Source organism: Pseudomonas fluorescens (assembly GCF_030344995.1).
In the GTDB taxonomy this organism is placed as follows: Bacteria; Pseudomonadota; Gammaproteobacteria; order Pseudomonadales; family Pseudomonadaceae; genus Aquipseudomonas; species Aquipseudomonas fluorescens_BF.
This window is the reverse complement of sequence record NZ_CP128260.1, coordinates 443,018-467,441: the sequence shown is the minus strand read 5'-3', so window position 1 is coordinate 467,441 and position 24,424 is coordinate 443,018. Positions and strand designations below refer to the sequence as shown.

Annotated in this window: 22 protein-coding genes and 1 tRNA gene; 5 read left to right on the top strand and 18 right to left on the bottom strand. The window is 61.8% G+C overall.

The genetic code is table 11. The annotated features are described in order from the left end of the window. Window positions 1-43: 43 nt before the first annotated feature. Window positions 44-727 carry a Crp/Fnr family transcriptional regulator gene (locus QR290_RS02045; RefSeq protein WP_127796576.1) on the bottom strand — a complete coding sequence of 228 codons (684 nt, stop codon included), beginning with the start codon at window positions 725-727 and terminating at the stop codon, window positions 44-46. Between the two features lie 85 nt (window positions 728-812). Here QR290_RS02045 and QR290_RS02040 point away from each other — a divergent pair, with 85 nt between their 5' ends. Continuing rightward, window positions 813-1,337, top strand: a complete 525-nt coding sequence (locus QR290_RS02040; RefSeq protein WP_289204220.1) for a DUF962 domain-containing protein — start codon at window positions 813-815, stop codon at window positions 1,335-1,337. A gap of 123 nt (window positions 1,338-1,460) precedes the next feature. Here QR290_RS02040 and QR290_RS02035 read toward each other — a convergent pair whose 3' ends face one another. The 6 genes from QR290_RS02035 to dibA all read right to left on the bottom strand — a co-directional run bounded on the left by QR290_RS02035 (window position 1,461) and on the right by dibA (window position 7,675). Beyond that, on the bottom strand, window positions 1,461-2,450 hold the full coding sequence (locus QR290_RS02035) for a sulfate/molybdate ABC transporter ATP-binding protein (protein WP_289204219.1): 990 nt from the start codon (window positions 2,448-2,450) through the stop codon (window positions 1,461-1,463). Window positions 2,451-2,453: 3 nt separating this feature from the next. Continuing rightward, a complete protein-coding gene (cysW, locus tag QR290_RS02030; protein WP_007952817.1) occupies window positions 2,454-3,326 on the bottom strand; it encodes a sulfate ABC transporter permease subunit CysW in 873 nt (290 codons plus the stop codon). Between the two features lie 13 nt (window positions 3,327-3,339). Further along, window positions 3,340-4,158, bottom strand: a complete 819-nt coding sequence (cysT, locus tag QR290_RS02025; RefSeq protein ID WP_289204218.1) for a sulfate ABC transporter permease subunit CysT — start codon at window positions 4,156-4,158, stop codon at window positions 3,340-3,342. Window positions 4,159-4,229: 71 nt separating this feature from the next. Beyond that, window positions 4,230-5,243, bottom strand: coding sequence for a sulfate ABC transporter substrate-binding protein (locus QR290_RS02020; RefSeq protein WP_289204217.1), 1,014 nt, complete (start codon window positions 5,241-5,243; stop codon window positions 4,230-4,232). 139 nt (window positions 5,244-5,382) lie between these two features. Next, a complete protein-coding gene (oscA, locus tag QR290_RS02015; protein WP_039772974.1) occupies window positions 5,383-5,565 on the bottom strand; it encodes a sulfur starvation response protein OscA in 183 nt (60 codons plus the stop codon). 190 nt (window positions 5,566-5,755) lie between these two features. Beyond that, the gene (gene dibA / locus QR290_RS02010) at window positions 5,756-7,675 is read right to left on the bottom strand and encodes a phosphodiesterase DibA (RefSeq protein ID WP_289204216.1); all 1,920 of its coding nucleotides are present in this window, start codon (window positions 7,673-7,675) and stop codon (window positions 5,756-5,758) included. Between the two features lie 146 nt (window positions 7,676-7,821). Here dibA and desA point away from each other — a divergent pair, with 146 nt between their 5' ends. Next, entirely contained in the window at window positions 7,822-9,006 is a 1,185-nt protein-coding gene (gene desA, locus QR290_RS02005; RefSeq protein ID WP_192563073.1) for a delta-9 fatty acid desaturase DesA, read from the top strand. Window positions 9,007-9,151: 145 nt separating this feature from the next. After that, a complete protein-coding gene (locus tag QR290_RS02000) occupies window positions 9,152-10,141 on the top strand; it encodes a GGDEF domain-containing protein (protein WP_289204215.1) in 990 nt (329 codons plus the stop codon). Window positions 10,142-10,168: 27 nt separating this feature from the next. Here QR290_RS02000 and QR290_RS01995 read toward each other — a convergent pair whose 3' ends face one another. The 3 genes from QR290_RS01995 to gabD all read right to left on the bottom strand — a co-directional run bounded on the left by QR290_RS01995 (window position 10,169) and on the right by gabD (window position 14,429). Then, a complete protein-coding gene (locus QR290_RS01995) occupies window positions 10,169-11,380 on the bottom strand; it encodes a response regulator (protein ID WP_289204214.1) in 1,212 nt (403 codons plus the stop codon). Between the two features lie 142 nt (window positions 11,381-11,522). Next, entirely contained in the window at window positions 11,523-12,800 is a 1,278-nt protein-coding gene (gabT, locus tag QR290_RS01990; protein WP_085684283.1) for a 4-aminobutyrate--2-oxoglutarate transaminase, read from the bottom strand. 186 nt (window positions 12,801-12,986) lie between these two features. After that, the gene (gene gabD / locus QR290_RS01985) at window positions 12,987-14,429 is read right to left on the bottom strand and encodes an NADP-dependent succinate-semialdehyde dehydrogenase (RefSeq protein WP_289204213.1); all 1,443 of its coding nucleotides are present in this window, start codon (window positions 14,427-14,429) and stop codon (window positions 12,987-12,989) included. A gap of 442 nt (window positions 14,430-14,871) precedes the next feature. Here gabD and QR290_RS01980 point away from each other — a divergent pair. Then, a tRNA-Arg gene (locus tag QR290_RS01980) sits at window positions 14,872-14,948 on the top strand. A 67-nt stretch (window positions 14,949-15,015) separates the two neighbouring features. On the opposite strand, the gene QR290_RS01975 is transcribed toward QR290_RS01980, so the two are convergent. The 5 genes from QR290_RS01975 to QR290_RS01955 all read right to left on the bottom strand — a co-directional run bounded on the left by QR290_RS01975 (window position 15,016) and on the right by QR290_RS01955 (window position 18,868). After that, window positions 15,016-15,285, bottom strand: coding sequence for a hypothetical protein (locus tag QR290_RS01975; RefSeq protein WP_011331897.1), 270 nt, complete (start codon window positions 15,283-15,285; stop codon window positions 15,016-15,018). 20 nt (window positions 15,286-15,305) lie between these two features. Then, on the bottom strand, window positions 15,306-15,920 hold the full coding sequence (locus QR290_RS01970; RefSeq protein ID WP_115076121.1) for a hypothetical protein: 615 nt from the start codon (window positions 15,918-15,920) through the stop codon (window positions 15,306-15,308). Continuing rightward, window positions 15,917-16,498: an RNA polymerase sigma factor gene (locus tag QR290_RS01965; protein WP_289205263.1), complete on the bottom strand. Its 582-nt coding sequence runs from the start codon at window positions 16,496-16,498 to the stop codon at window positions 15,917-15,919. The genes QR290_RS01970 and QR290_RS01965 overlap by 4 nt, the downstream gene beginning before the upstream one ends. A 29-nt stretch (window positions 16,499-16,527) precedes the next feature. After that, a complete protein-coding gene (locus QR290_RS01960) occupies window positions 16,528-18,219 on the bottom strand; it encodes a vWA domain-containing protein (RefSeq protein ID WP_289204212.1) in 1,692 nt (563 codons plus the stop codon). A gap of 88 nt (window positions 18,220-18,307) precedes the next feature. Then, on the bottom strand, window positions 18,308-18,868 hold the full coding sequence (locus QR290_RS01955; RefSeq protein ID WP_115076118.1) for a YbhB/YbcL family Raf kinase inhibitor-like protein: 561 nt from the start codon (window positions 18,866-18,868) through the stop codon (window positions 18,308-18,310). Window positions 18,869-19,007: 139 nt separating this feature from the next. Here QR290_RS01955 and QR290_RS01950 point away from each other — a divergent pair, with 139 nt between their 5' ends. Beyond that, window positions 19,008-20,537 carry an FAD-dependent oxidoreductase gene (locus QR290_RS01950; protein WP_289204211.1) on the top strand — a complete coding sequence of 510 codons (1,530 nt, stop codon included), beginning with the start codon at window positions 19,008-19,010 and terminating at the stop codon, window positions 20,535-20,537. On the opposite strand, the gene pgaD is transcribed toward QR290_RS01950, so the two are convergent. Genes pgaD through pgaB form a run of 3 tightly spaced genes read right to left on the bottom strand, consistent with a single transcriptional unit; the run spans window position 20,530 to window position 24,414 of the window. Beyond that, window positions 20,530-21,063, bottom strand: coding sequence for a poly-beta-1,6-N-acetyl-D-glucosamine biosynthesis protein PgaD (pgaD, locus tag QR290_RS01945; RefSeq protein WP_289204210.1), 534 nt, complete (start codon window positions 21,061-21,063; stop codon window positions 20,530-20,532). The genes QR290_RS01950 and pgaD overlap by 8 nt on opposite strands. Further along, window positions 21,060-22,415: a poly-beta-1,6-N-acetyl-D-glucosamine synthase gene (pgaC, locus tag QR290_RS01940; RefSeq protein ID WP_115076115.1), complete on the bottom strand. Its 1,356-nt coding sequence runs from the start codon at window positions 22,413-22,415 to the stop codon at window positions 21,060-21,062. The genes pgaD and pgaC overlap by 4 nt, the downstream gene beginning before the upstream one ends. 1 nt (window position 22,416) lies before the next feature. After that, the gene (gene pgaB, locus QR290_RS01935; RefSeq protein ID WP_289204209.1) at window positions 22,417-24,414 is read right to left on the bottom strand and encodes a poly-beta-1,6-N-acetyl-D-glucosamine N-deacetylase PgaB; all 1,998 of its coding nucleotides are present in this window, start codon (window positions 24,412-24,414) and stop codon (window positions 22,417-22,419) included. Window positions 24,415-24,424: the final 10 nt, after the last annotated feature.

The following is a 24,424-nucleotide window of genomic DNA, read 5'->3' as shown; positions in this document are numbered from 1 at the left end:
GTGGGAGCGGGCAAGCCCGCTCCCACAGGGAAATCCGTGTTCTTCAGAGTGTCGCCAGTGCGCGCAAACGCGCGGCGTCGAGGATTTCGATCTCGCCATAACTCAAGCCGATAATCCCCTGCCCCTGCAACTCCTTGAGGATCTGGTTGGTGGTCTGCCGCGACAGCGACAGCATCGACGCCAGCTGTTCCTGGGGCAGTTGCAGCACCCGGCGTGGCGGATCCAGTTCGCCGTAGCCTTCGGCGATCATCAGCAGGCGATGGGCCAGACGCGCCGGAGCCGGCAGCAGGCTCAGCTGTTCAAGATTGATGAACGTCAGACGCAGCTTGTGGCTCATCAACAGGGCCAAATGCCGCCAGTAGACGGGCTGCTCGTCGAGCAGTTTCAGCAGCGTGGCCTGGGGAATGTTCAGCAGGGTACAAGGCCCGACCGCGTAGGCATCGTGGGTGCGGGGCTGGCCGTCGAACAGGCAGATTTCGCCAAACCAGTGCGGCGCCTCCACCAGGCTCAGCAACGCCTCCTTGCCCTGCTCGCTGACCGCGCCGATGCGCACTGCGCCGTCGAGCACCGCGTACAGCCCGCACGGCGCATCACCGCGCTGGAACAGCCGTTGCCCCGCCGCCAGCCGCCGCTCCCGGGCCGCCGCCAGCAGACTATCCTGAAAGGACGAAGGCAGATGACTGAACCATTGCCCGGTCAGCAGGCGCTCGCGCCAGACCTTATCCATGCGTTCTCCTAAAGATTGTCGCCTGCCTGACAGAGCGAGCCGTGAACCCGGGGCATGATTCGATCACCCTACAGGAGGAACAACAATGAAAAGCCTCGTCGATCATTTGAGTCAATACGCCGCTTATCACCGTGACCCGCGCAACATCGCCAGCCACTTTATCGGGATTCCGCTGATTGTGGTGGCGGTGGCCGTGCTGTTGTCGCGGCCGGAATGGTCGGTGGGCGGATTGTGGATTTCGCCGGCGGTGATCGCGGCCCTCGCTTCGGCGTGGTTTTACCTGCGCCTGGAGCTGAAGCTCGGGGTGTTGATGACCGTGTTGATGGGACTGTCGGTCTGGGCCGGGCATGTTCTGGCGCAGCAGAGCACCATGTTTTGGCTGAGCAGTGGTCTGGCGATGTTTGTGATCGGCTGGGTGATCCAGTTTGTCGGGCACCACTATGAAGGGCGCAAACCGGCTTTTGTGGATGACTTGAGCGGGTTGATTGTCGGGCCGCTGTTTGTGGTGGCGGAACTGGCGTTCATGCTCGGGATGCGCCATGAACTGAAAGAGCAGATCGAGGCGCGGGCAGGTGTGGTGCGGGTCAATCCGAATCGTGCGGCTGTCTGAACCACTGCCCGGCTCGCTCGCTCCCACGCTCTGCGTGGGAATGCATCCCGTGACGCTCCGCGTCACAGTGGACGCGGAGCTTCCATAGCGGCGTTCCCACGCAGAGCGTGGGAACGAGCGAGATCAAACGTTGGCGACTTTCTGCCAGACCTTCGGTTTGAAAAACAACGTCTCGCCCTTGGCCAACCCGGTCAGGCTGTCGTGATCCTTCACCACTTCCGCCTCGATCAGATCGCTCTGCCCCTCAACCTTCAACGTCACCCGCGTGGTCGCGCCCAGCGGCCGGATATCGCGGACTTCGGCAGCGTGGTGATCCTCCAGCTCATGCCGCGACAGCGACACTTCGTGCGGGCGGAACAGCACGTGGTTGTCATCACCCAAATGCAGACGGTTCGAATCGCCGAGGAAGTGATAGACGAAATCGCTGGCCGGGTTTTCGTAGACGTCGCCCGGTGAGCCGATCTGCTCGATCACACCCTTGTTCATCACCACGATGCGGTCGGCCACTTCCATCGCCTCTTCCTGGTCGTGGGTCACGAACACCGAGGTCAGGTTGATGTCTTCGTGCAGGCGTGCCAGCCAGCGACGCAGCTCTTTACGCACCTTGGCGTCGAGGGCGCCGAACGGCTCGTCGAGCAGCAGCACTTTCGGCTCCACCGCCAGGGCGCGGGCCAGGGCGATACGCTGACGCTGGCCGCCGGACAGTTGCTCCGGATAACGATCCGACAGCCAGTCCAGTTGCACCATGTTCAGCAACTCGTGAACCTTGGTCGCAATCTGGCTTTCGCTCGGACGCTGGTTTTTCGGCTTCATGCGCAGGCCGAACGCGACGTTGTCGAACACGGTCATGTGGCGGAACAGGGCATAGTGCTGGAACACGAACCCGACGTTGCGATCCCGCACGTCGTGGCCGGAAACGTCTTCGCCGTGAAACACGATGTTGCCGTTATCCGGGGTTTCCAGACCGGCAATGATGCGCAGCAAGGTGGTCTTGCCGCAGCCGGACGGGCCGAGCAGCGCCACCAGTTCACCGCTGTGAATGCCCAGGCTGATGTTGTCCAGCGCCTTGAACGCATTGAAATTCTTGCTGACGTTACGCACTTCGATCGACATGAATTATTCCTCCGCGGCGCTGGCGCGCAGGCGGTTGATACGGTTTTCGCTCCACTGCTTGAGCAGCAGGATGAAGAGCGCCAGGATCAGCAACAGGCTCGCCACGGCGAACGCGGCCACGTGGTTGTATTCGTTGTAGAGGATCTCGACGTGCAGCGGCAAGGTGTTGGTCACCCCGCGAATGTGCCCGGAGACCACCGACACCGCACCGAACTCACCCATGGCCCGCGCAGTACACAGCACCACGCCATAGATCAGGCCCCATTTGATGTTGGGGACGGTCACGTGCCAGAACATCTGCCACCCGTTGGCGCCGAGCAGGCGCGCGGCTTCCTCTTCCTGAGTGCCTTGTTCCTGCATCAGCGGGATCAGCTCACGGGCCACGAACGGCACGGTGACGAAGATCGTCGCCAGTACGATGCCCGGCAGGGCGAAGACGATCTGGATGTCGTGATCCTGCAGCCACGGCCCGAACAGGCCCTGGGCGCCGAACATCAACACGTAGACCAGACCGGCGATCACCGGGGACACCGAGAACGGCAGGTCGATCAGCGTCACCAGCATGCTCTTGCCACGGAACGAGTATTTGCTCACGCACCACGCGGCGCTGACACCGAACACCAGGTTCAGCGGCACCGAAATCAGCACCGCAATCACGGTGAGTTTCAGGGCCGACAAGGCATCCGGTTCAAAGATCGCAGTGAAGAACGCGCCGAGACCGTTCTTCAATCCCTGCGACACCACGATGAACAGCGGCAGCACCAGAAACAGGAAGAAAATCAGCCAGCCGAGGCCGATCAGGATCCGCCGCGAAGTGGCACTGCCACGGCGGGCGGCGTTGGCCGAGGAAGCGGCCGCAATAGACGATTGGGACATGGTTCGCGCCTCCTTATGGGGTTTCGATGCGCCGCTGCAGCAAGTTGATCAGCAGCAACAGGACGAAGGAAACCACCAGCATCAACACGCCGATGGAGGTAGCGCCGGTGTAATCGTACTGGTCGAGCTTGACCATGATCAGCAGCGGCAGGATTTCGGTTTTCATCGGCATGTTGCCGGCGATGAAAATCACCGAACCGTACTCGCCGACGCCCCGGGCAAACGCCAGGGCAAAACCGGTCAGCCAGGCCGGCAATAGCGCCGGCAGCAGGACGTGGCGGAACACCTGCAATGGTTTCGCACCGAGGCACGCCGCGGCTTCTTCGACTTCACGCGGGATGTCGGCCAGCACCGGCTGCACCGTGCGCACCACGAACGGCAGGGTCACGAAGGTCAGCGCCAGGGTGATCCCGAGCGGGGTGTAGGCGATCTTGAATCCGAGGTCGGCGGCGAACTGCCCGACCAGCCCGGTCGGCGTGTACAGCGCGGTCAGCGCGATACCGGCCACTGCGGTCGGCAATGCGAACGGCAGATCGATCATCGCGTCGATCACCTTGCGTCCCGGGAACGTGTAGCGCACCAGCACCCAGGCCAGCAACGTGCCGATGATGCCGTTGATGATCGCGGCGCACAGTGCGGTGCCGAAGCTCAGCTTCAATGCGGCGAGCACGCGGGGCGCGGAGATGATCGTCCAGAACTGATCCCAGGTGAGCTGTGAGGCGTGGATGAACATCGCCGCCAGCGGGATAAGCACAATCAGGCTGAGGTACACCAAGGTGTAGCCCAGCGTCAGCCCGAAGCCGGGTATGACGGGGGAGATACGACGCGACATAAAAGTCCTTGGTTTGAGAACGCACAAAGCCCCGACGGTTAAATCGGGGCTCGTTTATGACCTATTTCAGATTACTGCGCCTGATAGATCTGGTCGAACACGCCACCGTCGTTGAAGAATTTCGGCTGTGCGGTTTTCCAGCCGCCGAAGTCCTTGTCGATGGTCACCAGTTCCAGTTTCGGGAACTGCTGGGCGTACTTGGCTGCCACGTCCTTGTCACGCGGGCGGTAGAAGTTCTTCGCCGCGATTTCCTGGCCGGCCGGGCTGTACAGGTGCTTGAGGTAGGCTTCGGCGATCTGCTCGTTGCCCTTCTTCTCGGCGTTCTTGTCGACCACGGCCACCGGTGGTTCGGCGAGGATCGACAGCGACGGCACGACGATGTCGAACTTGTCCTTGCCGCCGTCTTCTTTCAGCGCCAGGAAGGCTTCGTTTTCCCAGGCCAGCAACACGTCACCCTGACCGTTGTTGACGAAGGTGATGGTCGAGCCACGGGCGCCGGTGTCCAGAACCGGAACGTGCTTGAACAGGGTCTGTACGTATTCCTTGGCTTTGGCTTCGTCGCCGCCGTTGGCTTTCAGGCCATAGGCCCATGCCGCGAGGAAGTTCCAGCGCGCACCGCCGGAGGTTTTCGGGTTCGGAGTGATCACCGAAACGTCGTTCTTGATCAGATCGCCCCAGTCCTTGATGCCTTTCGGGTTGCCTTTGCGCACCAGGAACACGATGGTCGAGGTGTACGGCGTGCTGGCTTCCGGCAGACGCTTCTGCCAGTCGGCCGGCAGGGTCTTGCCGAGCTTGGCGATTTCGTCGATATCGCCGGCCAGGGCCAGGGTCACCACGTCGGCGCGCAGACCATCGATCACCGCACGGCCCTGCTTGCCCGAACCACCGTGGGATTGCTGGATTTTCACGTTGTCGCCGGCATGCTCCGACTGCCAGTACTTCACGAATTCGGCGTTGTAATCCTGGTACAGCTCGCGGGTCGGGTCATACGACACGTTGAGCAGTTCGTAATCCTTGGCAACCGCGGAACCGGCAAACACAGCACTGGCCAGGGCGGCCAAAGCGTAACGGCGAATCGACGACATGGTGAAAGCTCCTGGAATTCTTGGTGGTGGCTTTTTCTTATGGATTTCGAAAATCGGGTTGCCTGTAAAGATCACCGCCTGCGCCCACACTTGCATTGATCCCCGGCAAGAGCGGGCGCAGGCTGGAATCTTTTTGGATTCAGCTCGGTTTGTTGCCCGGTTGCTGCAAGCGGAATTTCTCTTTGCGTTCGATCTGGACCACCTGGGCGTTATGCACAGTGATTTCCACCGCGCCGAAACGCAGGTCGCGCAAGGCGCTCTGGATTTCGCGCAAGATGGTGCTTTCGTCCTGACCGTCAACGCTACGCAGGGATGCGCTCATGGTGCTGCTCCTTTGTATGGGATATGCCTGGCAGTGGGCGGCACTGCGTTCGGCGTGGGAGCAATATAAGAGAGGCGCGGATATTCTTAAAAAGACTATTTAAGAATGTTTATATAACTGGAAAACATTATGTGATGCAGCAAGGGTTTGCGGCGGATTTGCCCGTCAGCAAACCCGCCGTACACCGCCCTCAACCAATCAAGGGCGCCCGGTTCCAGTCGATTTGCGCTTCCGGGACCGGTCGCCCAAACCAGTAGCCCTGCCCCAGATCACAGGCCTGGCCCAGCAGGAACGCCGCCTGTTCCGCCTGCTCGATGCCCTCGGCGTGCACCTGCATGCCCATGCTGCGGGCCAGGGCGATGATCACCCGGACAATCGCCGCATCGTCCTCGTCCCACGGCAGACCGGCGACGAAACCCTGATCGATCTTGAGCTTCTGTACCGGCAGGCGCTTGAGCCGCAGCAACGACGAATAACCGGTGCCGAAGTCATCGATGGCCAAGCGAATGCCCAGCTCGCGCAGACGATGCATCTGTTCCAGCGCGACTTCCGGATCGTCCATCACCGCGCTTTCGGTGACTTCCAGCTCCAAATAGGCCGGATCCAGGCCGGTCTCGTGCAGCACCTGCGCAACCTGCTCGTACAACTCGCGGCGGGCGAACAAGCGTGACGACACGTTCACCGCGACAAACGACAGCACCACCCCGGCCTGCTGCCATTGGCACATTTGCCGGCAGGCCTGCTGCATGACCCAGGCGTCGATTTCCGAGATCAGCCCGGTGCGCTCGGCAATCGGGATGAACTCCGCCGGCGACACCAGGCCACGTTGCGGATGTTCCCAGCGCACCAGCGCCTCGACGCCGATCAGGCGACTGGTTTTCAGGTCGTGCACCGGTTGGTAGTAGACCCGCAACTCTTGCTGCTCCAGCGCGCGGCGCAGTTCGAAGGCGATTTCGACCCGCTGCTGGGCGTGGGCTGTGAGCTCTTCGGTGTACAGCGCGTAACCGTTACGGCCACTGCTCTTGGCCTTGAACAGCGCCGCATCGGCGTTGCGCAACAGCTGTTCGGCGCTCAACGCATCGCTGGGAAACAGGCTGATGCCGAGGCTGGCGTTGATGAACAGCTCATGGCCATCGAGGCAGAACGGCTCCTTGAGCGCATCGAGAATGCGCTGAGCCAGCGCCGCCGCCTGCGCTGGCTGTGGACAACTTTCCAGCAGGACCGCGAACTCGTCGCCGCCCAGCCGCGCCAGGGTGATGCCCGGCCCGAACAACGCCTGCAAACGCGCGGCGACCGCCTTGAGCAAACGGTCACCGATGTTGTGGCCGAGGCTGTCGTTGATCAGTTTGAAATGATCCAGATCGATCATCAGCAGCGCGCAACCGCGCTTGTGGGTCTGCGCCGATGCCAGCGCCTGTTCGGCACGGTCGCTGAACAGCAGGCGGTTGGGCAGGTCGGTCAGCGGATCGTGGTGGGCCAGGTGCTTGAGCTCGTGCTCGGAATCCTTGATCGCGCTGATATCGGAAAACACCGCGACGTAGTGGCTGAGCCGACCGTCCTCATCGCGAATCACCCGGATGGTTTGCCACTGTGGATAAATTTCACCGCTCTTGCGGCGATTCCAGATCTCGCCGCTCCATTCATCCTTCGTCTGCAAGGTGGCGAACATCGCCTGATAGAACCCCGGAGGATGGTGCCCGGACTTGAACAGGCTGGGCTGCTGGCCAATCACTTCTTCGCGCTGATAACCGGTGATTTCCATGAAGGCACGGTTGACGTGCACGATCAGCCCCTGCCGGTCCGTGACCAGCACGCCTTCGCGGGTGCAATCGAATACCGCAGCGGCCTGACGCAGTCTTTCGCGATCCGCCTGGCGCTCACGCAATCGGGCACCGATCCCCAGGCATTCGAACAGCCGCGCCCGGGCCAGGAAGATCAACCCGGCGCTGAGGGCTACGAACAGGTAGCCGTTGATCAGTTGCCAGCGCAGCAGTTCGTCTGAGTTATCGAAGAAACTGTTCAATAAATAGCCAGTGCCTTGCAGCCAGACAACGGCGAGGACCAGGTAAAGCAGCGCTGCACGCAAAGCATCGCGGTAAGTGGCAGACATTCGGCCGTCCATGTCCCTACAAAAATGTCGGGATTATAGGTCAAGAAACATCCAGCCATCTCTTATCTGAAAGGGCGACTGGTTTTATCTGTGTGCTTGGTGATAATGCAACGGCTGTTTTTTCTTTATCGAGGGCCCTATAGCCTATGTGGTACGAAGGTTTTCTTGGCTTGTCGGCCTGGTCACTGGTCGCCGTCACCCTGGTGATGACCCACGTGACGATCGTTGCCGTCACGGTCTACTTGCACCGCTACTCGGCCCATCGCTCCCTGGAGCTGAATGCCGGCCTGAAGCATTTCTTCCGTTTCTGGCTGTGGCTGACCACGGCGCAGAACACCCGCGAGTGGACCGCCATCCACCGCAAACACCACGCCAAATGCGAAACCGAAGATGACCCGCACAGTCCGGTCGTCAAGGGTCTTTCCACCGTCCTGCGCAAAGGTGCCGAGCTGTACCGCGAAGAAGCGCAGAACCCGGAAACCCTGCGCATCTACGGCAAGAACTGCCCTGAAGACTGGATCGAGCGCAACCTCTACAGCCGCTACCGTCTGCTGGGCGTGGCGATCATGGCCGTCGTCGACCTGCTGCTGTTCGGCACCATCGGCATCACCATCTGGGCGATCCAGATGATGTGGATTCCGGTCTGGGCCGCTGGCGTGGTCAACGGTCTCGGCCATGCCGTCGGCTACCGCAACTTCGAATGCCGCGACGCGGCGACCAACCTGGTGCCCTGGGGCATCCTGATCGGCGGCGAAGAACTGCACAACAACCATCACACCTACCCCAACTCCGCCAAGTTGTCGGTCAAGAAGTGGGAGTTCGACCTCGGCTGGGCCTGGATCCAGGTCTTCAGCTTCCTGCGTCTGGCCAAGGTGCAACGGGTCGCCCCGATCGCCCACCGCGTCGAAGGCAAGGGCAGCCTGGACATGGACACCGCCATGGCAATCCTCAACAACCGCTTCCAGATCATGGCCCAGTACCGCAAGCTGGTGATCGGTCCACTGGTGAAGCAGGAGCTGGCCAAGGTCGATCATTCGGTACGCCACCAGTTCCACCGGGCCAAACGCCTGCTGTCGCGGGAAACCAGCCTGCTGGAAGATCGCCACCACGCGCGCATCCAGAACATGCTCGAGCACAGCCAAGCGCTGAAGGTAATCTACGAGAAACGCCTGGCCCTGCAGCAGATCTGGGTCAAGACCAGCGCAAATGGCCACGACATGCTCGCCGCCATCAAGGAATGGGTACACGAGGCCGAGGCCAGTGGCATTCAGTCCCTGCGTGAATTCGCCGACCAGTTGAAAACCTACTCGCTGCGCCCTGCTGCTGCCTGATGCCGTTGATCGGTGCGCCCGGTTCCCGGGCGCACCCTTCGGAACTTCACCCCCGATCCCCTATCTCAAAGACACTTCGCCACCCCCGGCGGGCTTTCCCGTGGCTGTTGTCGACTTCCCGGCACGCCCTTTGAGATTCGTGTCGATGGTCAACAACAATCAAAAAGACTCATCCCCTCCCCAGTGGCCCGAGGCCGCGCAAACCCTGATGGCATTGATGCACGCTCAGGGCGAAGTCGCCCGACTGAGCGAACGCGAGCAGCTGTTCAGCTCGCTGCTGGTCAGCGTCAACGCCGTGCTTTGGGCCTTCAACTGGGAAACCCGTCAGGTGCTGTACGTCAGCCCCGCCTACGAACGGATTTTCGGCCGCTCCGCCGCCCTGCTGCTGGCCGACTACAACCAATGGCGCGACAGCATCTACCTGGACGATCTGGAATACGCCGAACGCAGCCTCGCCGAAGTGCTGCACAAAGGCGCCGTGGAAGACCGCGAATACCGGATCATTGCCGTCGACGGCCAGGTGCGCTGGATCAGTGACAAGTGCTTCATCAACCGTCAGGACGAACCGGGGCAACCGGTGATCATCGTCGGCATCGCCGAAGACATCACCGACAAGAAGCAGATGGAAACCGAGCTGCAACGCCTGGCCACCACCGACGTGCTGACCCAGAGCAGCAATCGCCGACACTTCTTCGAATGCGCTCACCGTGAATTCGAAGACGCCCGCCTGCAAGGCGCGCCACTGGCGTTCCTGCTACTGGACATCGATGACTTCAAAGTGATCAACGACACCTACGGCCACCCCGAAGGCGACAACGTGCTGCAACGGATCGCCGAATGCGGTCGTGCCTCGTTACGCCGGGGCGACCTGTTCGGGCGGATTGGTGGTGAGGAGTTTGCTGCGGTTTTCCCGGGTTGTGCGCCGGACATGGCAATGCAGGTGGCCGAACGGCTGCAACGGGAAATTCAGCGGCTGAGCTTCAATCACGGTGATCAGACGTTCGGCATCACCGTCAGCCAGGGCCTGACCAGCCTCACCCCGGAAGACGAAAGCCTCGACACCCTCTTCGCCCGCGCGGACGCGGCGATGTACGAGGCCAAACGGCAGGGCAAGAACCGGATCATTTCTGCCTGATTCCCGACCGGATGCGCAATCAAGCCGCTATTTGCGCATCCGCATCAGCTCCGGCAAGCCGATCTTGAGCAAACGCGCGGTGCGGCTCTTGGCCAGTTCCTCGACGCCTTCATGCTCGGTCAACCGCGCCATCTGCGCCGCCATGTTCATCACCAGCGCTTCGCGGGAATACACCCCGCCACCGAGCTGGTAGACCGAGGCAATCAGCTCGCGCAACTCCAGCGGCAAGCGCCAGCGGGTGCGCAGCGCCGAGCCATAAGCTGCGCCGAATTCCGCCAGCGCATCGCCGACTTCCTCCAGCTCATCCAGCTCGCCGCCAGCCTGCTTCCACTCTTGAAGACAACGCAGCAACGCCAGATCGCCGAGGCGATGGAGCATCCCGGCGCAGTAGCAACGTTCCTGATCCAGATCGAGCAGCCGCGCCAGCGTGCGGGCGTACTCGGCGGTGTGCAACGACAGGCCCCAATAGCGCTCGGCGTAGTCGGCCAGACATGGGTCGCTGAGTCGGGCGCTGCGCTTGAGTGCCAGGCCAAGGATCAGGTTCATGCTCTGCCCGGTGCCCAAGCGATGTAGCGCCTGCGCCAAGGTCTGCACCGGCGCGCCATGGTGTTGGGCGGCGCTATTGGCGGCGGCGATCAACACGGCGGTGATCTGCGGATCGGTGCGAATTTCCTCTTCCAGCAGCTTCAGGTCCAGGCCGTTGGGGTTGAGGCTGCGTTTGACCGCCACTTGCACGTCGGTCATCAGCGGTGCGCCGTCGGCCTGCTCGCGGCGTCGTTCGAGGAATACCGAGAGGGTCATGCCCGGCGCCAGCGCCGGTACTTCACAGAACACTTCTTCGCCAGCGTTCAGCAGCAGTCCCTGCAAACGCTCGGTCAGGCTTTCCATGTTCAGGGGTTTGGCCAGGTAGGCGGTCGGCGCCAGCGGCAGGGCTTCGCGTACGCTGGCGCTGTCGTTGCGACTGCTCATCAGAATGAACGGTAGCGGCGGATTGCGTTTGCGCTGGCGGACACTGCGCAACACGTTCAAGCCATCGACGCCGGGCAACTCCCAGTCGACGATCGCCAGGTCATAGGGGACTTCGCTGAGCAGCGACATCGCCTCCTGGCCATCGGCGCACAGATCCAGCCGCGCATCGCAACGCACATTCAGCAACACTTGTTTGAGCAGGTCACGCGACCAAGGATCGGCCTCGGCAATCAGCACTCGGGGTACAGCGGGTAATTCGACGGCAGTCATGCTCGCCCTCCCTTGCAATGCTTGAACCTTAGCCAATGCTGGCGTTTCGGTACAACCTGAAAACCGCGCAAGTGTTTCTCCAGGCATGAAAAAACCCGCCGAAGCGGGTTTTTTTGTCGATCCGATCACACGGTGCTACGGATTACAGCTCCGAGAAGCACTCTTCGATGATCGCCAGGCCTTTGTCCAGTTGCTCGTCCGGCGAGGTCAGCGGTACCAGGACGCGCAGAACGTTGCCGTAGGTGCCGCAGGACAGCAGGATCAGGCCCTTGTCACGCGCCTTGGCCACGACAGCCGCGACGGCGGTCGGGTTTGGCTTGTGGCTGTCGCCGTTTTCGAACAGCTCGACCGCGATCATGGCGCCCAGGGCACGGACTTCGCCGATCACCGGGTACTTGGCCTGGATGGCCTTCAGGCCAGTGACCAGACGCTCGCCGACAGCCTTGCAGCGGTCCAGCAGTTTTTCTTCTTCGAACACTTCCATCACGGCCAGGGCCGCGGCGCAAGCGATCGGGCTACCGGCGTAAGTACCACCCAGGCCGCCTGGAGCAATGGCGTCCATGTATTCGGCCTTGCCGCACACACCGGCCAGCGGGAAGCCGCCAGCGATGGATTTGGCGAAAGTGGTCAGGTCGGCAGCAACGCCCATCTGTTCCATGGCGAAGAAGGTGCCGGTACGGCCAGCGCCGGTCTGCACTTCGTCAGCGATCAGCAGGATGCCGTGCTGGTCGCACAGGGCGCGCAGACGCTTCATGAATTCTTTCGGCGCGACGTAGAAACCACCTTCACCCTGCACAGGCTCGATGATGATCGCGGCGATGTCTTTCGGCTCGGCGTCGTTCTTGAAGATGCGCTCGATGGAAGCGATCGAGTCGTCGATGCTCACGCCGTGCAGTTCGTTCGGGTACAGCGCGCGGAAGATGCCGCCTGGCATCAGGCCCATGCCGGCCGAGTAAGGCACGACTTTACCGGTCAGGCCCAGCGTCATCATGGTGCGACCGTGGTAAGCGCCGGTGAAGGCGATCACGCCAGCACGGCCAGTGGCGGCACGGGCGATTTTCACGGCGTTTTCAACGGCTTCGGAACCGGTGGTCACCAGCAGGGTTTTCTTGGCGAAGTCGCCCGGTACGCGAGCGTTGATTTTCTCGCACAGCTCAACGTACGGCTCGTAGGCCAGAACCTGGAAGCAGGTGTGGGTCAGCTTGTTCAGCTGTTCGGTCACGGCGGCGATGATTTTCGGGTGCACGTGGCCGGTGTTCAGTACAGCGATACCGCCGGCGAAGTCGATGAACTCGCGACCTTCAACGTCGGTCACGGTCGCGTTCTTCGCGGACTCGGCGAAGATCGGGTGAATCTGGCCAACACCACGTGGAACAGCAGCGGTACGGCGGGCCATCAAGTCAGCGTTAGTCTTGCTCATTACAGTCCTCATTCGCCGCTCATCGGGCGGCGTCGTTCAAGGATAAAGCGGGAGGAATCGGCGGTGGCAGCATGCGATGATCGACTGCCACGGCGTTCCCGGCCGCAGAGAAAATTCCGGTTTGAAACGACGCAAAGGGACAGCGCTCTCGTGCCCTTTGCGTTTACAGCGATCTTCTACCGAGGCTTAGATGCCCAGGCAGAGGTATTTGATTTCCAGGTAATCTTCGATGCCGTACTTGGAGCCTTCACGGCCCAGGCCCGAGGCCTTGATGCCGCCGAACGGCGCGACTTCGTTGGAGATCAGCCCGGTGTTGACGCCGACCATGCCGTATTCCAGGGCTTCAGCCACACGGAACACACGGCCCAGGTCGCGAGCGTAGAAGTACGAGGCCAGACCGAACTCGGTGTCGTTCGACATCGCGATCACGTCGGCTTCGTCTTTGAAGCGGAACAGCGGCGCCAGCGGACCGAAGGTTTCTTCCTTGGCGACAGCTGCGTCTTTCGGCACATTGGTCAGGATGGTCGGCTCGAAGAAGTTGCCTTCCATCGGCTTGCCACCGGCCAGCACAGTTGCGCCTTTGCCCACGGCGTCAGCGATATGCTCTTGCACTTTGGCCACGGCTTTCTCGTCGATCAGCGGGCCAGTGGTGGTGCCTTCCTCCAGACCGTTGCCGATCTTCAGCTTGGCGACTGCCACTTTCAGCTTCTCGGCGAACGCGTCGTAGACCGAATCCTGAATGTACAGACGGTTGGCGCAGACGCAGGTCTGGCCGTTGTTGCGGTACTTGGAAATGATCGCGCCTTCGACGGCCTTATCCAGGTCCGCGTCGTCGAACACGATGAACGGTGCGTTACCGCCCAGCTCCAGCGAGACTTTCTTGATGTCCTTGGCGCACTCCGACATCAGCTGACGACCGATTTCGGTCGAGCCGGTGAAGGACAGTTTGCGCACGATCGGGTTGCTGGTCAGCTCGCTGCCGATGTCGCCGGCGCTGCCGGACACCACGCTGAACACACCTTTAGGGATGCCGGCGCGCTGGGCCAGTTCGGCCAGGGCGAATGCGGAGAACGGGGTTTGCGAGGCAGGCTTGAGCACCATGGTGCAACCGGCGGCCAGCGCAGGACCTGCTTTACGGGTGATCATCGCCGCCGGGAAGTTCCACGGGGTGATGGCAGCGGTAACGCCGATCGGTTGCTTGATCACGATCAGGCGCTTGTCCGGCTGGTGGCCCGGAATCACGTCGCCGTAGATGCGCTTGGCTTCTTCGGCGAACCACTCGATGAACGAAGCGGCGTAAACGATTTCGCCCTTGGCTTCGGCCAGTGGTTTGCCTTGTTCGAGGGTCATCAGGCGAGCGAGGTCGTCCTGGTTCTCGATCATCAGTTCGAACCAGCGACGCAGCTTGCCTGCACGCTCCTTGGCGGTCAGTGCACGCCAGGCCGGCAGCGCCTTGTCGGCGGCTTCGATGGCGCGGCGGGTTTCGGCAGCGCCCATTTTCGGCACGGTGCCCAGAATTTCGCCGGTGGCCGGGTTGTTGACCTTGATCGTCTGACCTTTGTCCGCGTCGACCCATGCGCCATCGATGAAGGCTTGCTGGCGGAACAACTGGGTGTCTTTAAGCTGCATGTCGGCTTTCCTTAACAGCACCGCGCAAGGCGCGGAGCAAAATTATGATTGTAGAAAGGCGCCTCGCAAGGCTGCCGTCAGGGAAATCATTTACCGGGCTGGCACATAAATAGCGCACGACTCAAAACGCGTGCGGCTCAGCACCTGGATAAGGAGCGTTTGAAATCTCAAACGAATCCTAGGTTCAAAGGGGTTGAAGGACAATAGGGCGTTCGAAAAAAAGAACAAAAACGCCGCTTTTGCTGGATTTTTCAGATCAACGAGCATCAAGCCCTCGCCGCAGCAAAACCATAGTTCAGTCCCGCCAAAGCGCCAAGCGAGCCTTTTGCAGGACGTTACAGCTTTATGGAATGCAGGGTTTTCGACCGACACGCGCACTGACAATAAGCGCCAAAACCCGGCATGGACGCCCCGAGCCGACCTAGGTATGATGTCGCCCGCTGCACCAGTAGCTCAGCTGGATAGAGTACTGCCCTCCGAAGGCAGGGGTCGTGGGTTCGAATCCCGCCTGGTGCGCCATTGATTTAAACGAGAAAGCCCCGGACTGTGATGGTCCGGGGCTTTTTTGTGCCTGCTGACCGGCGACTCACTCCGTCGTCCAGTCAAACTCGTCGTATTCATCATCGTCTTCTTCGTCCTCGATCAAGTCATCATCGAGAACGTCTTCCTCCAGATCCTCTTCGGCCTGTTTGGCCAGAAGAAACTCCTTGCGACTCTCCGTCACTGCCCGCCGCAGTTCCTCACCCTTCACCGGGCAGTTGAGCATTTGGGCGATGCGGTCGATTTTTTGGGCCACGGCATCCTCCAGCGCATCGGCAATGACCCGATAGTGCGCGTTTTTGCGGGTCAATGCCAAATGGCGGATGGCTGATACGGTCAGTTCTTGCGGATTTTTTCCAGTCGCAGGTCGAGATTCACGTTCGGGTAGCGCTTGTGCAGGTTGTTGAACAGGCTGTCGGCCGCTTGCGACTGACCGGACTCGCGCAAGCGCAGGACTTCGCGCAGTTGCTCGTCGAGACCGTTGACCGGGGCGGCGGCGCGCTTGCTGACCTTGGTTTCGTCCGCCGTGTCGGCGCTGATCGATTCGCTCTGCATCGGCGCAGCCATTTCCGCCATCGGCGCGGGGGCCATTGCGGGAGCTGGCGCAGAAAGTGCGCCGGCGGGAGCCGACAGTGATCGGGCCTCCTGGCGGGCCACAGGCGCGGCCGGTTTGGCAGCAGGGGCGAAATCGTATTGAGCCACGGGTTCCGGCGCGCGCTGCAACAGCGACAGCATCAGCGCGATGCCGACCAGACTGGCAAAAACCACCTGGTAGCGCGGTGTCTGGCAGACCTTGAGCCAGCGTTGCCACAGACTTTGCCGCGGTGCCGGGGTTTCACGGCGGGCGGCGTTGAGGATCAGCGCATCGAGATGCGCCGGCGGCTCGGCGTTGTGCTGTTCGCGCACGTGCATGAGCACTTGCTCTTCGGGTGTCGGGCGGGCGTCCGTCATGTCAGTACCTCCTCGGCCAGCAGCCGACGCAGTTTTTGCTGGGCGTAGCGCAAGCGGCTCTTGACGGTTTCCAGCGGTGTTTCGGTGAGGCTGGCGATTTGCGCCAGGTCGAGGTCGCCGTGGGCGCGCAGCAGGAACACTTCGCGCTGGTCGGCGGGCAAGGATTGCAGGGCGCTCTCCAAACGCTCGCTGTCGCGGCTGAGGTTGAGCAGTTGTTCGGGATCGGAGGCATCGTCGCTGACGGCGTGGGTTTGCTCGTCGTAGCTGTCATGCAACGGTTGTCGGGCGCCGTGTTTGCGCCAGTGATCAATCAGGCGATTGCGGGCAATCTGGAACAACCATGTACGAAAGGACGCCCGACCTTGTGGCTGACTGGCACTGCGGATCAGGCTCAGCCAGGTCTCCTGGAACACCTCATCGGCCAGTTCCGGCTTGCCGCTCAAACCGAGCAGAAACCGGTAAAGACTCTGGCGATGACGGGCGTACAGGATCTCGAACGCCTTGCCGTCCCCCTCGCGATAACGGGCCAGCAGCGATTCGTCGCTGCTGGCCTCAAGGCTGTCTGCAGAGGCAAACAGCTGTGTGATGAAGCCTTTGAGGCGGCTCACTATTCAATCCGTCGCTCAGTGGACATTGCGTTGGAGGCGGTGGACGTACGCAGGCTCTGCGCCAGTTCAACCAGTTGCACGAACTCGTTGCGCAGGCCGAAGCGGTCATCGCCACGGGCGCCTCGAGCCAGGGCTTCAGTGTCCTTGAGGCTGAAATCGCCGGTGTAGCGACCGTCCTTGAGTTGCTGGGAAAACGCGGCGACGGCGGCAGCAAAGCGCAGGTCTTCGCTGGCTGGTGCAACCTGACTGGCAATCGGCCGCTCGATCAGCAGACTTTTCCCACCCTCAGGCTTTTGATATCGCACACGCAGCATTGCCAATTCTCCTTTCTTCTCGGAAACCACTGCATCGGTTTTTCCGTAACGCAGCGGTTCCAGCCAGCCCTTCTCGCCTGTCGGGACAATTTCATACAGCGCCGTCACCGTGTGGCCTGCACCGATTTCACCGGCATCGACCTTGTCATTGCTGAAATCCTCACGCTTCAGTGCGCGGTTTTCGTAGCCGAGCAGCCGGTATTCGCTGACCTGCGCCGGGTTGAACTCGACCTGCAACTTGACGTTTTTCGCCACCACGGCGAGGGTCGAACCGAGTTGATCCACCAACACCTTGCGCGCTTCGCGCAGGTTGTCGATGTAGGCGTAGTTGCCGTCACCGGCATCGGCCAGTTGTTCCATCAGGTGTTCATTGTAGTTATCCACACCGAAACCCAGGGTGGTCAGGGAAATGCCGGTCTTGCGTTTATCCACAGCCATTTGTTTCAAGCTGTCGAAGTCGCTGATGCCGACGTTGAAGTCACCGTCGGTGGCCAACAGGATGCGGTTGATACCTTTGGGGATAAACGCCTGCTGCGCCATCTGATAAGCCAACTCGATGCCTGAAGCGCCAGCGGTCGAGCCACCGGCGGTCAATTGCTCGATGGCTGTGCGAATTTTCGCCTTTTCCCGTCCGGAAGTCGGCTCCAGCACCACTCGGGATTCGCCGGCATACACCACCAGCGACACCCGATCCTGCTCGCGCAGTTGATCAACCAGCAACTTCAGGGTGCTTTTGACCAGCGGCAAACCTTCGCGACGGTCCATCGACCCGGACACATCCACCAGGAACACCAGATTGGCCGGGGCCAGTTCCGCCACCGCACGATCGGACGCCTTGATGCCAATGCGCAGCAAGCGGGTGTGCGGGTTCCACGGTGAAGCGGCCAGTTCGGTGGTCACGCCGAAGGGCGAGCCATCGTTCGGCAGCGCGTAGTCGTAGGGAAAATAATTGACCATCTCTTCCAGGCGCACCGCGCCCTCCGGCGGCAGTCGACCCTGATTGAGCAGGCGCCGCACATTGGCGTAGGCGCCGGTATCGACGTCGGCGCTAAAGGTCGAGACCGGAGTTTCGGCGACGCTGTGGATCGGGTTGTCGGCCAGGTTGGCGTACTGCTCGCGCTGCTCGTCGCGATAGCCTTGTGGATAACTTTCACCGGCCGGCATCGGTGCAAAACTGGCGATCGGTGCCGCCAATACACTGCGCTTGGCCATCGCGCTATCGGCCATGACCGCTTCGGGCTGCGCGGAGGATTTGAGTTCGGTTTGCGCCGGAGGCGGTGCAACGGTGGTTTCCGGGCTGGAAGAAACACCGCAACCGGCAACCACCAGCAACACACTGGCAGCAAGGGGGCGCAGAAGCGTCGAAGGAAGGGACATGGGGGCTGACCTCGGGGATAAATTGATCCATTCATCCCCTGAGACGGACAGCCCTTTCAGTTCGGGTTAATCCTCGCCGAAATTTTTTTCAGCGGTGATAACGCCGCACCGCACTGCTGTTGCGCAGCACGTGGCCTTTGATTTTTTCCATCAGCTGGGCGCGGGTCAGGCCGGCAGGCAAGGCATCCGGGGCCAGATCCAGGGCGTAGATCTGAATGATGTAGTGGTGCGCGCTGTCGCCGACCGGTGGGCATGGGCCGACGTAGCTGGTGGTGCCTTTGCTGTTGGTGCCGCCGACGCCTTCAAGGGCCGATTTGGCGCCGACACCGGCCGGAATCTGCCGGGTCGTGGCCTTGATCCCGTAGTGAACCCAGTGATCGACGCCTGCGCCTTTCTGGCCGTCCGGATCGTGCATGACGATGGCGTAGCTCAGGGTTCCGCTGGGGCCGGCGTTCCAGCTCAGGGCCGGCGACTGGTTCTTGCCGCCGCAGCCGGCCGCATCGCTGGCCGCCGCCGAGGTGAACAGACGGTTATCCGAAACACCGGGAATGCTGAGGGTGAAACGCTCCTGGGCCTGCGCCGGAAACTGCACGCAAAGGGCGACGGCAACGGCCGCCAGCCAAGGGTTGAGAGAGGTCAATCGGGTCATTCCGGGAGCACCTTGTGCAGTTGGGCCTTCGTCGGCCTGCAAACTATAGCCGTACCGTTCGTGCCTTGGCAGTGGGAAATGGCTGAACCTCGCAATGCAGCCCAAACTCGTAAGAGAAATGCCTGTGAGGAGCACGAACATGACCCTGCACCGTGTCGCCCGTTTCGCCGATGTACCTGAAGACCGTGGGCTGGGAGTGCAAATCGGCGACTGCAAGATCGTCCTGCTGCGCGCCGCCGGCCAGTTGCGCGCCTTTCAGGGGGAATGCCCGCATGCCGGCGCGCCGCTGGCGGAAGGTGCGTTGTGTCACGGCCGGCTGATCTGCCCGTGGCACAAGGCAGCCTTTCGCGCCGAAGACGGCGCTTTGTGCGAACCTCCGGCGCTGGACAGTCTCAAGCGTTATCCGCTGGAACTGCGCGGCGACGAGGTCTGGGTCGATGACCAGCCGCTGGCAGATCCGCACACCCCGCCGCAGGACGATCCGCGCACCTTTGTCATTGTCGGCGCTGGTGCAGCGGGAACCGCCTGCGCCGCCGCCCTGCGGGAAAAAGGCTTCGGCGGGCGGATCGTGCTGATCGACCACGAGCCGGACTCCGGCTACGACCGCACGGTGCTGAGCAAATTTGTGCTGTCCGGGGAAATACCGGCGCAGGAAACCCCGCCCCTGCGTGATGACGACTTTTACCGCGAACAGCACATCAACCGGGTTTCAGGCGAGGTCAGCGGGCTCGATACCGATACCAAAACCCTTCACCTGAGCGATGGCCGCACACTGCATTACAGCGCGGCGGTGCTGGCCACCGGCGCAACGCCGAACGCGCTGAAACTGCCCGGCGCCGACCTGCCCCAGGTGTATGTCCTGCGCTGCAAAGCCCAGGCGCAATCCATCATGGACGCCGCTCAACCCGGCCAGCGCGCGGTGATCATCGGTGACAGTTTCATTGCGCTCGAATGCGCTTCGGCCCTGCGCCGGCACGGTCTCGAGGTGACAGTGCTGGCGCGCCATGCCATTCCGTTCGCGGCGCAATTCGGTGAAGCCGTCGGCAAGGCGATCCGGGCACTGCATGAGGAAAACGGCGTGAAATTCATCACCGATCACGAAGCCATGGAAATCACTGGCGACGGCAAGGTCGAGGCGGTGTTGCTCGACAATGGCCTGCGCCTGTCGGCGGATCTGGTGTTGGCGGGAATCGGTGTACACCCGGCTACCGAAGCATTCGGCGACCTGCCGCGCGAGGAGGATCAATCGCTGTTAGTCGATGCCAGCCTGCGTGTCGCCGACAGCCTGTGGGCGATTGGCGATATCGCCACCTTCCCGTTGAACGGCAAGCCACAGCGCATCGAACACTGGCGCCTGGCCCAGCAGCACGCGCGGATCGTCGCCGCGAACCTGCTCGGTGGCGATGAGCATTACCTGGACGTGCCGTATTTCTGGACCTGGCATTTCGACCGCAACTACGACTATCTCGGTCATGCCGAGGCGTGGGATGCAGTCGAATTTATCGGAGAACCCGAACAGCCGCCGTTTATCGGTCTGTTCGGGTGCAAGGGCGTGGTGGTGGCAGCGGTGGCCTGCGAAGAGGAACGAGCGATGGCCCTGCTCGCCGAACGCATGAAGCAACCGCTGCCGATGGAGGAAGCCTGGCGACTGATTCGCGCCGTCAGGTGATCCGGTTCAGCGGCTCGCGGTTGTCGTCGTCCTCGGCGTGCAGAAAAATCACCCGAGGATGTTCCAGTGGCGACAGCGGCGGCGGCAGTTCTTCCGGCTGGACCGGCCACAGATGCGGCACCACATGGCTGACGTCGCCGTCCTGATCGTTGTGGATGGTCATCACGCCCGGCCCGCGCAGTTTCTGAAAGCGGTCGTCGCACAGTTTGAAGCTGCGGCTCAGCCCTTCATCGTCGACCACCGGGGACGGCAGGCGACGCTGGGCGAAGCTTTGGCTCTTGCGTTGCTGATAACGCGCCCAGCCGATCAGGATCACCGCGTTGACCAACGCCACCCACAGGTAAATCTGCAAGGTGCCAAGGGCTTCGAACGCCGAGTTGTCGATGCGCGGCCCGCCTTCGTGGGTCTCGATCAACGGCCACAGGCCGCGCACCAGCAGATACAGAAGGCCGACCCAGGCCAGCACCGTGAAGAACGCATCGACCACCACCAGAAACGGCCGTTGGCGGGTCCGGATGATTTTCATTTGATAACCTCCTCTTCATCGTCCCCGATCGGTTTGATACCCCGGTCGGGACTGACCCAGCGCGCACGCTTCTGGTGTTGGCCGAACAATACTTTGGGGAAACTGACCAGCGTGGTCAGCAGGCTGACGAACCAGAACGCGATCGGGTACCACACCACCCAGAACATGGTCTTGCCCAGGCCCGGCTCGTAACGACGGTCGATGATGATGCTGACCGCGAACTGCACCAGGCAGACAAACGCCAGCAGCAACCCGGTAAACGCCGGCGGCATCAGGTGATGCACCGCAATCGCCTCGGGCATGACCACGAACTTGCCGACGGCCCAGAAGATCACCGACAGCAGGAAAGTGAACGCCCAACCGGTCGACAGGCAGTATTCGAACAGCAACGGCCAAAGGTAACGGTGACGGTACTGCCAGATCCCGCGAATGTTCTTGAACAGCACTTCGGCGCCGCCCTGGGCCCAGCGCAGACGCTGCTTCCACAGACCGCGCAGGGTTTCCGGCATCAGGATCCAGCACAGGGCACGGGGCTCGTAAAAGATGCTCCAGTGGTCCAGTTGCAGCTTCCAGCTGATGTCGATGTCTTCGGTGATCATGTCCGGGCTCCAGTAGCCGACCCGGTTCAGCGCGGTGCGACGGAACGCAACGATCACACCCGACACGGTGAAGATCCGCCCGAACACCCGCTGGGTGCGTTTGATCAGCCCGATGATCGACGAGAACTCACCGACCTGAACCCGCCCGACCAATGTGGAACGCGTGCGGATCCGTGGGTTGCCGGTCACCGCACCCAGTCGTGCGTTGTCGAGCATCGGCGCCACCAGATAAGCAGCGGTGTTCGGCGCCAGCAGCGCATCACCGTCGATGCACACCAGATATTCGCTGCGCGCAGCGATGGCGCCCATGCGCAGGGCTACAGCCTTGCCCTGGTTTTCCGCCAGATGCAGCACCCGCAGCCGTGAATCTTCCTTGGCCAGTGCATCCAGCACTTGTGCGGTGTTGTCCTTGGAACCGTCGTTGATCGCGATGACTTCGATGTTCGGGTAATGCTGCGCCAGCGCCGCGTGGATGGTATCGGCAGCGTTGTCGCCCTCGTTGTAGCAAGGGATCAGGATCGAAATCAGCGGTTCACCTTCCAGCGGTGGCGGCAGCGTGTCGTCCTTCCACGGCCAGTGCCGCTCCCAGTGCAGCCAGAAATACAGGCCACCGGAAATCCACAACCCGGACATGAACAGCGGATAGAAGAACACGAAGTCCATCAGGAATTGCCCGGTGACCAGAAAAATCAGCCCCAGCGGGACGCCGAGGACGATCGCCAGAACAAGCAGGGCCAGCAGTCTATCCAGCATGTCATGGGTTCCATTTGTTGGAGAGCGCAGGCCGCACGGTTTTCAGGTCCGGCAGGTTCTCGAGGAAGTTGTCCGGGTAATAGCCGAAACTGGTGGCGCCCTGACGCTTGAGGCGGCCCATCCAGTCAGCCAGTTGCGCACCGTCGATGTCGGCCTGTTCCTTTTTCGTCCAGTCCCGGGCCTGCAGTTCAAACACCGTGCGATCCAGCGCGCCGGGGCGCTGTTTGATCTTCGCCACCAGCTCTTCGAGCCACGGGCCGGATTGCGCATGGGTCTGTTTTTCCATGAGCGGCATGGCCATCGGCGCCGTCCAGTCGTAGCTCACGAGGAAGTCGTCGAGGTTCTGCGCGAACCACGCTTCGCTCTGCGGATTGAGCACCGGTTCGGCGAAGATGTTGCGTGCGGTGAGCACTTGCGGGCCACGAATCGCACGCACCTTGGCGGTCAGCTCGTTGGTGAAGTCGATCAGGTAACGGCTCTTGAAGCGCGTCCAGCGCTGCATCGCCGCCGGATCGTCACGCAGGGCGGCGATCGAGCCCGGCAGGCCGTTGGCGGCATAAGCCTTCAGCGCCTGAGGGCCGGCATCTTCGAAATCTGAAAGCACCGCGTCGTCGTGGTAGAGAATGCCGTCCACCGAAGTCAGGCGCGCCACGTCTTCGTAGATCTCGCCGATGATCCGCCGCACTTCGGGATCGAACGGCGACAGGCGTTTGTATTGATCCGGGTCGACAGCAGTCGTGCCGGTTTTCGGATCCCAGCGCGTCACCCGTGGCAGCTTCGAATCCAGCTCGAAACTCAGCACCGGCATCCACGCAAAGACCTTCACGTGAGCCCGGGTACGCAGTTGCCAGGCGACGCGGTCGAAGAGGTCGGCGCGCATCGGCAGATGACGGTTGGGGAAGTACAGCGAATGCACCAGGCCATCGCCCTTTGGATCGGCGAAGGCTTGCAGGAACACGGTGTTGGCGCCCATGTCGGCCATGCGCTGGATCAGTTTGCCGAGGTTGATTTCCTGTTGCGCCGGGTCCGGGTCGTAGACGTTGTCCAGATCCACGTGCACCACGCGCATGGTGAAATCCGATTGCACGCCGACCACGCTGTTGGCGAAGTGCTCGCCGTCAGGGTCGGAGGCGACCAGGAAGCGCGGGCCGCTCATCAGGTTGTCGAGGGCATCAAGGCCGTCATCCAGGGTCAGGGCCATTTCATAGCCCTCTTCGCTGACCACGGTCAGCGACGTGCCGTCCGCCGTTCCGTAAGGCCAGACCCAGATGCGCGGCTTTTTACCGGTGTTCTTGCGGATTTTCTCCGAGATCGCCTGCACGTCGGCGCGGATCCGTGCCTGGAAATCGGCTTCGGATTCGTAGCGCTTGCTCACCGGATCGTAGCGTCGGGTCGCCGCCGCCGGCTGCATGTTGCCTTGCGGGTTGGCGAGGATGCCTTTGTGGCTGGCGTCGGTGTGGGCGGCGATTTCCACCAGGCCCGATTGCGAGATTTCCCGCACCTGAGCCCAGGTCAGGAAGTCCGAGCGCGGACGCGGCGTACCGGCGAAATCCACCGGTTGGTTCAGCGGCGTATCGATCCAGGTGCCGACCGGCGCCAGCAGCGCATGCCAGTTGTAGGCGCGCAATACCGGCAACACGCGGGTGTAGAAGCTTGCGTAACCGTCGTCGAAGCTGAGCAGGATCGCCTTGGGCGGCAGTTCCGGCCCGCCTTTGCGCGCGGCCATGATCTGGTCGACCGTCACCGGTTTGTAGTTGTTCTCCCGCAGCCAGGCGAGTTGTTCGAGCAGGCGCTCGGTGCGCACCGCCACTACCGCCTGATCGGGATCACGGTCTTCGACGTCGTGGTAGGCAATACCCAGCACGTGGTTTTTCGGCCAGGGCTTTTCATTGGCCGCCACCGGGCGCTCGGACGGCGGCACGAAGGCCGGGGCTTGCTGGGCGCAGGCGCTGACCAGCAGCATTCCCAGCAGAAGGATGAAACGCGAAATCAAAGGCATCTTCAAACTC